Here is a 13,029-nt window from a genome sequence, read left to right as displayed (position 1 = left end):
CGCTATACCACTCCCTTTCCCGATCTGTCTCCCGATGTCATGACGAACGTCTAACGAATATTCCCGTGGAGCCACACCAGTGAAGGGGAGCAGGTCTGGCCGGGTTCACCCGCAAGAGCGGTACACCGCAAACAACCTATCTTTATTTTGGCGTTTGCAATGACAGTGCTTATCTCTTTCCGTGATACTGCAATCATTGATTGCCTGGCCAAACGCTTTGAACTGCTTCAACAAAAAACAAATTGCTTTATGAAGAAGTCACGATCTCTTCTTGCGTTAGCCCTTCTCCTCCTTTTTACCCGGCAACCGGTTTTTGCACAGGCCTGCGGCACACGGCAACTCGATCCGAAAATTGCAGCCTTCCTGAAGATGATCGGGTATGAAGACCTGACGATCGGGCAACTGCGGCAAATGCCGATCGAGCAAATAAAGTTTGCCGGCCCGCCGCCGCGGCCCTACCCGAAAGAAGATGTCCAACGCATGAAAATAACGGCAGACAGCATCCCTGTTTTGGTGTTCAATCCCACGCACGGGACAAACCTTCCCATCCTCATCAATTATCATGGCGGCGGCTTCATCTCGCCCCTGTTGCCGGCGCTGGAATATTCGCTCTGGCAGGATGCCAAAACCTATAACGCTCTTGTTTGTGCCGTTGATTACCGCGTGGCTCCCGAACACCGGTTTCCGGCCGCGGTGAACGACAGTTACCATGCGTTCAAATGGATTGCGGAACACGGCGGCGAGTGGGGCGGCGACACGAGCCGCGTTGTATTGACGGGAAACAGCGCCGGCGCAAACCTCGTTGCCGTGATAGCGCAGAAAGCAAAAAAAGACGGCATCAGCCAGCGCATAAAACTGCAGGTCATGAACGGACTGCCGGCCGATTGCAGCCCGCAACACATGCAAACATCCGCTTCGTACCAGGAAAACGCCAGGGGCTATTTTCAAACCAAAGACGCCTGCCTCTTTGCCATCGAAACCTATGCCCCCGGCCAGTACAACAACCCCGAAGTATCACCGATCCTGGCGACGGATTTAACCGGCCTGCCGCCGGCCGTGATCATCAATGCGGAATTTGACCCGTTGCGGGATGACGGGATCTTGTATGCCGCGAGACTGAGAAAAGCCGGCGTCAGGGTTTGGGACAAATGCTTCGCAGGGCAAATCCATTGCCTGATCGGTTTGCCGGACGATGCAGCGGAACTAAAGGAATACGAAGGCATCGTAAAAACAGCCATGGGTGCATGTTTCCGGAAGTAACAGGAAGATAACCGGTAGTGCAGCGAGACTTCATGCGCCACGATACAACAGCCGCACATCGTTTAACCAGTGCCGGCTTATTGTAGGTTAACCATGGCCGTCGCTTTCAATCACTTTCGGCGAAAAAGAAATCACATGAAACACTGCCTTGCACAAACCAAACCCGTTAAAGGCGACATCACCGCCAATACCAGCCGTCACCTGGCGCTGATTGAAGCAGCGATCGCCAACGGCGCCGACACCATCTTCTTTCCCGAGCTTTCCCTGACCGGTTACGAGCCCGCTCTTGCCAAAGAACTGGCCACCACGGCTGGCGACAACCGCTTTGCTGTCTTTCAAAAAACCAGCGATGCAAACAACATCGCAATCGGGATTGGTGCACCGGTCAGAAAAGAAGACGGCATCACCATCAGCCTTCTTTTGTTTCAACCGCACAAACCTGTAGAGACCTACGCCAAGCACTACCTTCATCCCGATGAAGAAGCTTTCTTCATCAGCGGCTCAACGACCACCGGCACCATCGGGGAAAACACGGGCACCGCCCTGGCCATTTGCTACGAGCTGTCTGTACCGGCGCATGCCGAAGCGGCCTATCTGGCAGGCGCCCACACCTATATCGCCAGTGTGGCCAAAACAGCGGAGGGAATGAACAAGGCTGCGGAAAGAATGGCGCAGATTGCCAGGCAGTATGGGATGGCAACGTTGCTGGTGAATTGCGTTGGCCTTTGTGACGGCGTGGTTTGCGACGGCCGCTCGTCTGCCTGGAATAAAAAGGGAGAATTGCTTGGCCAACTGGATTGCCACAGCGAGGGTCTTTTGCTGGTCGACATCGCCACGCAGGAAGTGTTGCTGAAAACCGTTCGATAGAAAGATATTGGGATATTAGATATTGGGATATTTTCTGTTACCAATAACTGCTATCTACTATCCAATATCCAATCTTCTACCATCCTTCTATCACACCAAGGAAATGAAGACGGTTTTAGTCTTCTACGAGCACTTCGTTCCGCACGTATTTTTTCCGGTAGGCTAAGGGCGACAAGCCCGTGAGTTTTTTGAACGTGGTGCGAAAAGCCTTACTGTCGTTGTAGCCGGCTTTGTACATCGCTTCGTTTACGTTTTCCCGCTCCTGTTCCAGCGTTTGCTTGGCCGCTTCGATGCGGACCCGCTGCAGGTATTCCGCGATGGAGTTGAAGGTCACTTTGCGGAATCGGCGCTCCAGGTTCCGGCGGCTGACGCCGACCTCCCGGGCCAGGTCGTCGACCGAAATCCTGTCCGCATAGTTTTGTTCCAGGTAGTCCTGTGCTTTTTTTACGGCGTCGTCTTCGTGGCGCTTCTGCGGGCTAAAGATCATAAAGGCCGACTGGCTGTTGCGTTCGATCTGGATCTCGAACAATTTAGAGCAGGTGATGGCCATGTCGCGGCCGGCCATTTTTTCAATGATATAGAGGATCAGATTCAGCCACGAATAAGCACCGCCGCTGGTGTAGATGTTGCTGTCGTCGGTGATGATCTTATCGGGCACAAGGTTCACATCGGGGAACATGCTGCGGAAGGTATCGGCCTCCACCCAGTGCGTGGCGCAACGCTTTCCTTTGAGCAAACCGGTGGCCGCCAGCAGGAACACGCCGATGCAAAGCGTGGCAATGGAAGCGCCACCCCTGTACTGCTGCACCATCCAGGGTAGGAAGGCCTTGTTATCGGCAATCACCTTGTTTTTCTCGCCATGAATGGCCGGGATCACAATCAGGTCGGTGTGCACCACGTCGTCAATCAGCACATCGGGCCGCACATGAAACAGGCCTTTGCGCATCGTGGTTTCTTTGCGCAGCCCTACCAGTTGCACTTCGAAGAGCGGTGCTTTGCCAAGACGGGCCAGGAGCGAATTCACTTCGGTAAAAATCTGGTGGGTGCCTTCAATGTTCACCAGGCTGCATTCGCCTTCCGGTATCAGGATGGAAATGTGTTTCATGCTCTAAAACTAAGGCAATTCCGTGGCGCAATCAACCCGCGAAATTGCCGCCTTTAACCTGTCGGAAATTCCAAAAACCGCAACAATTTTGTATTGGGCATTTCCCGCAAAAAACAACCGCATGAGCAACCGGGTCACGTATTTCGAAATTCCATCGGCGAACCCCGACGCCAACCGGCAGTTTTACGAAAAAGCCTTTGGCTGGCAGTTCCGGCAGTGGGGCGCCCAGGAGTACTGGTTTGCCCACACCGGCAGCGACGGGGAGCAGGGCATCAACGGTGCCGTGATGAAAGAGCTGGGGCCGCAACAGCCGGTCATCAACACCATCACGGTAGACGACATCGACAGCAGCCTGCGGCAGATTGAAGCGGCCGGCGGCAAAATCATCAAACCCAAAAAGTCCATCCCGGCCGTCGGCTGGCTGGCCTTTTTCACCGATCCGGACGACAATATTTTCGGCGTCTTGCAGGAAGACAGGAAGGCGCTTTAAAACCCAATTAACCACTCCAACAAACATGTTATGAAACAGATCAATGCTTACCTCAACTTCAACGGCAATTGCCGCGAGGCCATGACATTTTACCGGAACACGCTGGGCGGCCAGCTGCACCTGATGACGGTGAAAGAAACGCCCATGGCAGCCCGGTGCCCGGCCGGCACCGAAAACCAGATCATGCATGCGCACCTGCAGGGCGATGGCTTTGCACTGATGGCGTCGGACATGCTCAGCGGCGGCAGCTACCAGCCGGGAAACAATTTTTCGCTGACGGTGAACTGCAGTTCCGAGGAACAAATCCATACGCTGTTCGATAAACTGGCCGAGGGCGGGCAGGTTGTTGAACCGGTAAGAACACAGTTCTGGGGCTCGCTGTTTGGCATGGTCACCGACCAATTCGGTACCCGCTGGATGCTGAATTATGAAAAGAAATCACCGGCTGCCGAAAGCCTGGAAAAACCCACCGTTTTGGAAAACATCTGATCTCCTCATCTTAAATGCAACGATTATGGCAACGAAAATTTTTGTCAACCTCCCGGTCAAAGACCTGCAAACGTCAATGAACTTTTTTTCCCAACTGGGCTACACGTTCAACAAACAATTTACCGATGAAAAGGCCGCCTGCATGGTGATCAGCGAAGACATTTACGCCATGCTGATCACGGAGCCCTTTTTTCAAACCTTTGTGCCGGGCAAGGAAATTTCCGACACGGCAAAAGCAAAAGAGGTTTTGGTTTGCCTGTCTGCCGACAGCCGCGATGCGGTGAACCGGCACATCGAAAAAGTGATTGCCGCCGGTGGCCGGGAATTCCGCCAGCCGGAAGACCACGGCTTCATGTACGGCCGCAGCTTCGAAGACCCCGACGGCCATGTGTGGGAGATCATGTGGATGGATCCCGCAGCTGTGGTTCCGCAGGAGGCGGCCGCGCCTGTGGCAGCAGAAGCCTGATCATCAGTTACAACATAAAAAAGCGGAAGCATATTTGTACGAATGTGCTTCCGCTTTTTTATGCGATCCTTCCCCGCAAAACCAAGCCCCGAAGGGACGGTGATCACAAACCCGGGACGCAGCCCGGGCATAAGTGACAAGCCTTGAAAAGGCGAAAGAGCAAACGCAACCGCTATGGCATCGCAGCAATCTGCTGGAAGCAGTGGGAAGAACCAGGACATTCCATTTGTAGCGACAAACAACACCACCATGGCAAATGAACTACCGGCCTTTTTACCCTTCGTTCTCCCTTGCTAAAATCAAAGAAATCATTGTAACTTGTTTGGCGGGTAACGCCATCCTGTACACCTTCTGCAAAACACCGCTAACAGGCACCAACAAAACAAACAGATCCCGCTTCATCAAACTGATTGTTTATGGACACCACGGAAATTTCCTATACGCAGATCGCCAGCAGGCAGGTCATGGACGAAACCATCAGGGCCCTGCAATCCCGCAATGTGCTGGCCGAAATCGTCGAAACGAAACAGGAAGCGCTGGAGCGGATCAAAGCCCTCATTCCCGCTGGCGTATCCGTCATGGTCTCCGGCTCGCAGTCGCTCGACGAGATCGGCTTCACCGCCTATCTCAACGAAGGAGGGCACCAGTGGCACAACCTCGCAAAAGAAGTGACGGCGGAGAAAGATCCCGAACGGCATCACCACCTGTTCCTGCAAAGCACCATGGCCGACTTTTACCTGGGAAGTGTGCACGCCATTTCCAAACGGGGGGAGTTGGTGTTTGCCTCTGCGTCGGGAGGCCAGTTACCGGCCTACTGCTTCAACAGTCCCAACGTAATCTGGGTGGTAGGTGCACAAAAAATCACCAACAATGTAGCCGCTGCACTTGAACGGGTGATGGGTTACTGGCTGCCGCAGGAAAACGAAAAGCAACGCCGGCTGGGACACGGCGGCAGTTTTATCGGCAAGTTCCTCATCTTCGAGCGGGAAGATCCTTCCTCCCACCGCAAACTGCACCTCTTCCTGGTGAACGAGCCGCTGGGGTTTTAGTTTTTGTGAATCTTTTCCGACCAGGGTTGCTTGCTTAGGTGGATGATATTGGATATTGGTTATTGGGATATTTTCTGTCACCAATATCTAATATCTCAATATCTACTATCTGAATACCTAGCTCTTTTTCAACGCTGCAGCCAGGTCCTGGCTAAAGGCCTCGCTCACCGGCAGCACGGTTTTTCCGATGGTGACCTGGTGCTTTTCGATCTTGTCGATTTTGCCCGTGGCAACAATGTAAGAGCGGTGAATCCGCACAAATTTTTGCGCGGGCAGAAGACTGGCCGCTTCACTGAACGTAATCCGCGACAAAACATTTTTTTCCTTCAGCACGAACGTTACATAATTGCCTGCGGCCTCCAGGTAAAGAATGTCGTCGAAAAACAGCTTCACCTGTTCGTAGCCAGTTTTCAAATAAAAATGATCCGGCGCGGGCCCGGCGTTTCGAAAATTATACAACTCGAAAGCCTTGTTGCAGGCCTTGATAAAACGGGCCAGCGAAAAAGGCTTCAGCAGGTAATCCACCGCATCCAGTTCAAAGCTGGTGACGGCATGCTCCGAATAGGCCGTGGTAAAAATCAGCAGGGGCTTTTTGTTCAGGCTCCGGTAAAAATCGATTCCGGAAATGTCGGGCATCTTGATGTCGAGAAAGACCAGGTCGATGTTTTCTTTCTGCAGGTAGTCCATGGCCTTGAAGGCATCGGTGAAGCTGGCCTTCAGTTCTACAAAAGGCACTTTGGCTGCATGCGATTCGATGATCTGCAGGGCAATGGGTTCGTCGTCAACAGCAATGGCTTTCATGAAACGTTGCGTCAATTACAGGCTAAGTTAGCTGCAGGGTTAGATGAATAAAAAAGTCCTTGACCGTTTCGCGTACAACCAGCTCGTGCCGTTGCGGGTAAAGCAGTTGCAGGCGTTGCCGCACATTGCTCAGGCCAATGCCGTTGCTTTCCTTTTCCGGGTCGTGCTCGGGCCTTGTGTGTTTGCTGTTGTAGACATCGAAATAAAGCGTGTTGTCTCTTATTTCCAGCGTGACCTTGATGTGCGAAGGCTCGCGGAAGCTGATGCCGTGCTTGAATGCATTTTCCACGAAGGGGATCAGCAGCATGGGTGCGATCTGCAAAACGGTATCGGGTCTTTCCACGTGGGCTTCCACCTGCAGGGCCGCATTGCCGTCGGTGCGCAGCCGCTGCAGGCTGATGTAATTATTGAGGTAATCAATTTCCCGCGAGAGACCGATTTTTTCCTGCATGTTTTCGTGCAGCATGAAGCGCATCATGTCGCCCAGCTTTTCCACGGCGCTGCTGGTGCGTTCGGCGCCTTCCTGGATGGCGGTACCGTAGATCGTGTTCAGCACATTGAACAAAAAATGCGGGTTGATCTGCGACCGCAAAAAATCAATGTTGGCGTTGGACTGGCCCAGTTCGCGTTTCAGCGACACCACTTCTTCCTTTGCCTTCAATTGGCGGCGGTACAAAAACCAAAGCAGCGGCGCCGTAACGAAGAACTGGAAGGCCGTGTTGGCCATGCTCACTTCCACGGCATGATCCACCCCGTGCATCAGAAACGTGATCAACAGGGTCATCGGCAGCCAGGCAACAACCAAATAAAGGATCACCTTTTCGAGATAGCTCCAGACTGGCTTTCGCCTGGTGTAAGCAGCCGGAATCAGGTTGCGGAAAAACCACCAGTAGGTAAAGACGCCGAACAAGGCAAAGATGCTCCACACCACGATGCCATCACGGTCGGCATGTCCCAAAATCAGCAGCGGAATGCTAAGCCCCCACAAGCCTACTACCAGCAAAATCGTACGGGTGATCTCGCCGTCTTTTCCCGGCACCCATCTGTTCATTGTCATTTCCATTAAAAGGTCATTAATTGTTTTCGAATGCTGTAAAACAAAAACAATTTCTCCCCTTGTTGAAGCAAAAGTGATGAAAGCGGAAGAAAAAGGGACGAAAAAGACCGGGACAAACGAATGCGGAAGTGCGCCTTGCAAACCCGAACCGTTCCGCTGCCGCACTGCCCGAACATGCCTGTTCAAAGAGCAGGAAACCCCATTTGGCGTTTCCTGCTTTCCAGGCCGCAGCGATGACTAACTTACAGGAGCAGAAAAAAACAGGTAAGTCTCGTTGGGTCGACGGAAACGGTTTACCGCCTGGCCCGATGACCCGGTTTGCAAATCCAATCCTTCAAAACACAAGAAGCGTATGCAGGTAAATCCGAAGAACCTCGTTATGACAGCCCTTTCGCTCTTTCCCCTGCTCCTGTTTGGCCAGGATGTCAAATTCAACAACAGCTATTCCGTTGCCTGTCACAATTGCTACGAAAAAAAACGGGCTTCCGATTTCCAGGACGTCTTTACCTACACCAATACCATTGAACTGGATATCTGGAACGAAAACTTCGGGATTGGCTTTATTGCCGGCCTGCTGGGCAAAAGCATTAATGCCGACTGGTACGTCAAACACAAACCGCAACAACGGGGCAACAAGAACTGCGTTGGCGGCTCCTTTCGCGACTGCCTGCTGCAGATCAAGGCCTGGAGCGACCGGCACCCGGAACATGATGTGATCACGGTATTTATCGACAAAAAGCAAAACTGGTGGAACGGGCCGGGCGGCAAAGGCCCGGCAGATATGGACAGCCTGTTACTTTCGGTGTTTTCGAAAAAAAGCATCTTCACGCCGTCCGACCTGCTGCAGGACAAAGCCACACTGAAAGAAGCGGCCTGCACCAACTGGCCCTCGCTGCAATCGCTGAAAGGGAAATTTGTTTTTGTAATAACGGACGGCACCTTTCTCAACAACCGCAAGCCGTTGAACGAATACCTGTCGCAGGAAAAAACCAACGCGGTTTGTTTTGTTTCGCCACGTATCGCTTCTGAAAAAGAAATCTTTCGGCCCAGGGGCATCGCCCGGGAAAATGCGCAAAACATCGTCTTTTACAACCTGAAAGAAGAACACGGCAGCCTGGCCGAAAAAATCAATGCACTGGGGTGCATTACACGGGCTTACGGCTCTTCGCGCCGGGAGAGCTACGATTATTACGAACAACTGGTAAACGAGAAAGTCAACTTCGTGGCATTCTACAATTACAAACTTTCCAGGGAACAGGAAAAAGAACAGGGCTTCTCCTCGCAGCGAAAAGCCGGCCTGTAAACATCAACAGGCAGTTTGCAACTGCAATCCTGCGCAATTCTCATTACTCATTACTCATTACTCATTGCCTACGGCTGCCCCGCTCCACCCGCGGCGCCGTATACCTGACCGGTGGCGTAGCTGGCATCGGCCGCTGCCAGTTGCACATAGATCGACGCCAGTTCCACCGGCTGGCCGGGACGCCCCAGCGGCGTTTGCCCGCCAAACTGTTTTAGCTTTTCCTGCGTGGCGCCGCCGCTCACCTGCAGGGGCGTCCAGATCGGGCCCGGCGCCACGCCGTTCACCCGGATTCCTTTCGGGGCGAGTTGCTTGGCCAGCGACCGCACATAATTGGTTGTAGCGGCTTTCGTTTGCGCATAATCGTAGAGATCGGGCGAAGGATCGGTAGCCTGCTCCGACGTGGTCCCGATGATGACCGACCCCGGTTTCAGGTGCGGCAGTGCGGCCTTGATGATCCAGAAAGGCGCATAAATGTTGGTCTTCATCGTGGCATCAAAATCTTCCGTGCTGACATCCAAGATAGAAGGCCTCGTTTGCTGGCGGGCTGCGTTGCACACCAGGATATCCAAACCGCCCAGCCCCTGCACGGCATCGGCCACCAGTTGCCGGCAAAACGCTTCGCTGCGCAGGTCTCCCGGGATGGCGATGGCAGTGCGGCCTTCGGCCCTGATCAGTTCAATCACTTCCTGCGCATCCGGCTCTTCGTTGGGAAAATAGTTGATCGCCACGTCTGCGCCTTCACGGGCATAGGCAATGGCCGCTGCACGTCCCATTCCCGAATCGCCACCTGTGATCAGGGCCTTTCGTCCGTTCAAACGACCGCTTCCTTTGTAGCTGTCTTCGCCGTGATCGGGCCTGGGATCCATGTCCCGGGCAAGGCCGGGCCAGGGCTGCGACTGGCTTTCGAAAGGAGGCTTTGGATATTTTTCCCGCGGGTCTTCCAGCCCCGTTGCTTGTACTGGCCTATGTCCTTCCCCGCCGGGTGCAGGGACCTTTTTTCCTTTCGTGTTGTCGTTTATCTCACTCATGGCAAAGAATGCAATGCAGGATTTTGTAGCGTTTTTTGGTAAACGGGCCTTGCTGACTGCGGGAGGGAATGCCAAAATTATTGTGCCAGTTGCAGGGCCGGAATGCAGCGTGGAACAACCCTACAAGGATGAAGTCAGGGAGAATTTGCCGCGAAGCCGATGCTCTGGTGGTGATCTTCCGGTGATTGGCAGCGCAGCCAGCCTCCTTTGCCACAGGATCATTCACCCTGCGGCACCCAATGAACAGCCGGGAACAACGGCAGGCATCCGGTTTGGGCAGGGGCTCGATTGAATCCGATCGCCTGAAGCCTACGGGAATCGTTTCGGGCGGCCTGCGGGAAAAAGACCCATTTTTGCAGAAAGCAATTGTATATGGCGATAAAAGTGATTGCCTTTGATGCAGATGACACGCTGTGGATCAATGAGCCTTATTTCCAGGAAACGGAACACAAATTCTGCCAGTTACTCGAAGACTATTTGCCCCAGCACACCGTATCGAGGGAGTTGTTGAAAACAGAAGTGGACAACCTATCCCTGTATGGCTATGGCATCAAAGGTTTCATGCTGTCCATGATCGAAACGGCGCTGACCGTATCCAACAAAACCATCAGCCTGGAGGCGATTGAAAAAACAATAGAACTGGGCAAGGACCTGCTCTCCAAACCCATCGAACTGCTCGAAGGCGTGGAAGAAGTGCTGACCAAACTAACAAACAGTCACCGGCTCGTGGTGGCCACCAAGGGCGACCTCCTCGACCAGGAGCGCAAACTGAAAGCTTCCGGCCTCGAACATTATTTTCACCACATCGAGATCATGAGCGACAAACAGGAAAAGGATTATCTCAAACTGATCCGGCACCTCGATATCCAAGCCGATGAGTTTTTGATGGTGGGCAATTCACTGAAATCGGATATCCTGCCCGTGCTGGCCATTGGCGGTCATGCCTACCATGTGCCCTACCATGTAACCTGGGCCCACGAGCACGTCGACAGCAATATCGAACACGAACAGTTCAGGCAACTCGACAAGCTCACCGAACTGCTCGAACATTTTGAACCGGCCGGACGGTAATACCATTTTAAAAACCGAACGTATGGCGGTGAAGTACAAGCAGGCAGTACGCAGGCGGCAGTTGCATCACGTGGATGGCTGATGGCCGATTGCTGATTGCCAAACTTCTTGCTTACCGAACCATCCAGTTTCAAACAGCCTAATACCACGAGAATGGATTATTCGCGTTTCCCCAAAATCGAATTGCACCTGCACCTCGACTGCTCGCTCAGCTACGACGTGGTGCGGCAACTGGCCCCCTCCGTTACGGAGGAAGAATACCGGCGGTCGTTTGTTGCGCCGGCCAAATGCACCGACCTGGCCGATTACATCAGCCGCGCAGTGAAAGGCATCGAACTGATGCAAACAAGGGAACAGCTTCGCCTGGTAACGCTGGATTTGTTTCAGCAACTGGAGGCCGACAACGTGATTTATGCCGAAATCCGCTTTGCCCCGTTGCAGCATTTGCAGGGCGGACTGACGGCGGCCGACGTGGTCAGAACGGTGAACGATGCGGTGGCGGAAGGCATCTCGCAAACCGGTGTGGAGGCACGACTGCTCCTGTGCACCCTTCGCCACTACACCGAAGCGCAAAGCCTCGAAACGGTTGGCCTGGTAGAGCAGTTTAGCGGAACCTGTGTGGCAGGCTTCGACATTGCCGCAGACGAAGCGGGATTCCCGATCGACAACCACCTTTCTGCATTTGCTTATGCAAAAGAAAAAGGCATTCCCTGCACGGCCCATGCCGGCGAAGCCAAAGGCCCCGAAAGCGTGCGGGAAACCCTGGAAAATTTTCATCCCCTGCGCATCGGGCACGGCGTGCGCAGCAGCGAGGACGAAAGACTGCTGCAGTTGTTGAAAGACAAAAACATTCACCTGGAAGTCTGCCCTACCAGCAATGTTCAGACGAACGTGTACCCTTCCATCGAAGACCATACGGTTGATACACTTTTCCGGAGCGGCGTTTCCCTGGGCATTAACACCGATGCCCGCACCATCTCCGCTGTAACGCTGGACAGCGAGTATGGCCGTCTTCACCAAATCTTCGGCTGGACAAAGGCGCATTTCAAAAAATGCAACCTCGAAGCCATTGACCATGCGTTTGTGAACGAGGAAACAAAAGCAAGACTGCGGCAGGTCATCGAGCAAGCCTACCGGTAGGCCGGCAACTCATTTCCCGGAAGGAAGAAGAGTCCGACAGAAAATCCCTATTTTTTCAGAAATCTTTCCTGCATGCAAACTGTTCCTTCTTCCATTCTTTCCTTCCTGGCGGAACCCTACCCGCTGATCGATGCGCAAATCCGGTTTTATGATGCCAACCGCTATTGCAAGCTGAAAGGTGTGCTGAACGAAGAAACGCTGGCCTTCTATGCAAAAGTCATCAGCGACAAAGTAGCGGAAATGAGCCGCGAAGAGCGGCCCCTGACACAACGCGATACATATGGCAAAGCCTTTTTACAACTCTTCAACCTCTGGCGGGAAGACGAGCGCATTCAAGCCCTTGTCTTCAGCAAACGCCTGGCAAAGATTGCCACAGACCTGATGCAGACAAAAGGCGCACGGCTCTATCACGACCAGGCCCTGTACAAAGAACCCGGTGGCGGCTTTACCCCCTGGCATGCCGACCAGTATTACTGGCCGCTGGAAACGGACAAAAGCGTCACCGCCTGGATGCCCTTGCAGGCCACACCGCTGGAAATGGGTCCGCTGGAATTCAGCGCCGGGAGCCACCAGATCGTTGATGGCCGCGAGCTGGAGATCGGCGACGAAAGTGAAATAGCCATTCAGCAGAAATTGCGGGTAACGGACTTCAAACACGTGGTGGAACCGTTCGAACCCGGTGAGATCAGCTTCCACTCCGGCTGGGTGTTTCACCGTGCCGGCGCCAACAATACGGCCGCTATGCGGCGGGTAATGACCGTGATTTACATGGACAGGGATATGCGGCTGAAACAACCCGAAAACAAAAACCAGGTGAACGACTGGAACACCTGGTGCCCGGGTGCGGTCGTGGGCGATGTGATCGACACGCCGCTGAACCCTTTGCTGTTTTCGTATTAGCTG

At 53.5% G+C, this 13,029-nt stretch carries 15 protein-coding genes; 11 read left to right on the top strand and 4 right to left on the bottom strand.

Annotated features, from left to right (window positions below):
• Positions 1-249: 249 nt before the first annotated feature.
• Both D6024_RS05370 and D6024_RS05365 read left to right on the top strand, forming a co-directional pair.
• Entirely contained in the window at positions 250-1,260 is a 1,011-nt protein-coding gene (locus D6024_RS05370) for an alpha/beta hydrolase (RefSeq protein WP_162944563.1), read from the top strand.
• Positions 1,261-1,395: 135 nt separating this feature from the next.
• Complete coding sequence (locus D6024_RS05365; RefSeq protein ID WP_121353574.1) at positions 1,396-2,127, top strand: carbon-nitrogen hydrolase family protein; 732 nt, start codon at positions 1,396-1,398, stop codon at positions 2,125-2,127.
• A 115-nt stretch (positions 2,128-2,242) separates the two neighbouring features.
• Here the strand turns inward: D6024_RS05365 and D6024_RS05360 are convergent, their stop codons facing one another.
• Positions 2,243-3,232: a GlxA family transcriptional regulator gene (locus D6024_RS05360; protein WP_121353573.1), complete on the bottom strand. Its 990-nt coding sequence runs from the start codon at positions 3,230-3,232 to the stop codon at positions 2,243-2,245.
• Positions 3,233-3,254: 22 nt separating this feature from the next.
• Between D6024_RS05360 and D6024_RS05355 the strand changes: the two genes are divergently transcribed.
• The 4 genes from D6024_RS05355 to D6024_RS05340 all read left to right on the top strand — a co-directional run bounded on the left by D6024_RS05355 (position 3,255) and on the right by D6024_RS05340 (position 5,726).
• The gene (locus tag D6024_RS05355; protein ID WP_240409966.1) at positions 3,255-3,722 is read left to right on the top strand and encodes a VOC family protein; all 468 of its coding nucleotides are present in this window, start codon (positions 3,255-3,257) and stop codon (positions 3,720-3,722) included.
• Between the two features lie 30 nt (positions 3,723-3,752).
• Positions 3,753-4,211 carry a VOC family protein gene (locus D6024_RS05350; protein ID WP_121353572.1) on the top strand — a complete coding sequence of 153 codons (459 nt, stop codon included), beginning with the start codon at positions 3,753-3,755 and terminating at the stop codon, positions 4,209-4,211.
• Positions 4,212-4,236: 25 nt separating this feature from the next.
• The gene (locus tag D6024_RS05345) at positions 4,237-4,677 is read left to right on the top strand and encodes a VOC family protein (RefSeq protein ID WP_121353571.1); all 441 of its coding nucleotides are present in this window, start codon (positions 4,237-4,239) and stop codon (positions 4,675-4,677) included.
• Between the two features lie 416 nt (positions 4,678-5,093).
• Positions 5,094-5,726 carry an LUD domain-containing protein gene (locus D6024_RS05340; protein ID WP_121353570.1) on the top strand — a complete coding sequence of 211 codons (633 nt, stop codon included), beginning with the start codon at positions 5,094-5,096 and terminating at the stop codon, positions 5,724-5,726.
• A gap of 117 nt (positions 5,727-5,843) precedes the next feature.
• On the opposite strand, the gene D6024_RS05335 is transcribed toward D6024_RS05340, so the two are convergent.
• Positions 5,844-6,527, bottom strand: a complete 684-nt coding sequence (locus D6024_RS05335) for a LytR/AlgR family response regulator transcription factor (protein ID WP_121353569.1) — start codon at positions 6,525-6,527, stop codon at positions 5,844-5,846.
• A gap of 22 nt (positions 6,528-6,549) precedes the next feature.
• Positions 6,550-7,578, bottom strand: coding sequence for a sensor histidine kinase (locus tag D6024_RS05330; RefSeq protein WP_240409965.1), 1,029 nt, complete (start codon positions 7,576-7,578; stop codon positions 6,550-6,552).
• A 358-nt stretch (positions 7,579-7,936) separates the two neighbouring features.
• On the opposite strand from D6024_RS05330, the gene D6024_RS05325 reads away from it, so the two are divergent.
• A complete protein-coding gene (locus tag D6024_RS05325; protein ID WP_121353567.1) occupies positions 7,937-8,887 on the top strand; it encodes a Ca2+-dependent phosphoinositide-specific phospholipase C in 951 nt (316 codons plus the stop codon).
• Between the two features lie 68 nt (positions 8,888-8,955).
• Here D6024_RS05325 and D6024_RS05320 read toward each other — a convergent pair whose 3' ends face one another.
• Positions 8,956-9,915, bottom strand: a complete 960-nt coding sequence (locus tag D6024_RS05320; protein WP_121353566.1) for an SDR family oxidoreductase — start codon at positions 9,913-9,915, stop codon at positions 8,956-8,958.
• Here D6024_RS05320 and D6024_RS05315 point away from each other — a divergent pair.
• From D6024_RS05315 to D6024_RS05300, 4 genes are all read left to right on the top strand, one after another.
• The gene (locus D6024_RS05315) at positions 9,914-10,207 is read left to right on the top strand and encodes a hypothetical protein (RefSeq protein ID WP_162944562.1); all 294 of its coding nucleotides are present in this window, start codon (positions 9,914-9,916) and stop codon (positions 10,205-10,207) included. The genes D6024_RS05320 and D6024_RS05315 overlap by 2 nt on opposite strands.
• 80 nt (positions 10,208-10,287) lie before the next feature.
• The gene (locus tag D6024_RS05310) at positions 10,288-10,986 is read left to right on the top strand and encodes an HAD family hydrolase (RefSeq protein WP_121353564.1); all 699 of its coding nucleotides are present in this window, start codon (positions 10,288-10,290) and stop codon (positions 10,984-10,986) included.
• Between the two features lie 153 nt (positions 10,987-11,139).
• Entirely contained in the window at positions 11,140-12,126 is a 987-nt protein-coding gene (add, locus tag D6024_RS05305; protein ID WP_121353563.1) for an adenosine deaminase, read from the top strand.
• Positions 12,127-12,198: 72 nt separating this feature from the next.
• Entirely contained in the window at positions 12,199-13,026 is an 828-nt protein-coding gene (locus D6024_RS05300) for a phytanoyl-CoA dioxygenase family protein (RefSeq protein ID WP_121353562.1), read from the top strand.
• Positions 13,027-13,029 lie beyond the last annotated feature (3 nt).

Origin of the sequence: Flavisolibacter nicotianae, from assembly GCF_003628535.1 — a bacterium.
Classification (GTDB): Bacteria; Bacteroidota; Bacteroidia; order Chitinophagales; family Chitinophagaceae; genus Flavisolibacter; species Flavisolibacter nicotianae.
Note: the sequence above shows the minus strand (reverse complement) of the source record. Positions and strands in the feature narration are given on the sequence as shown.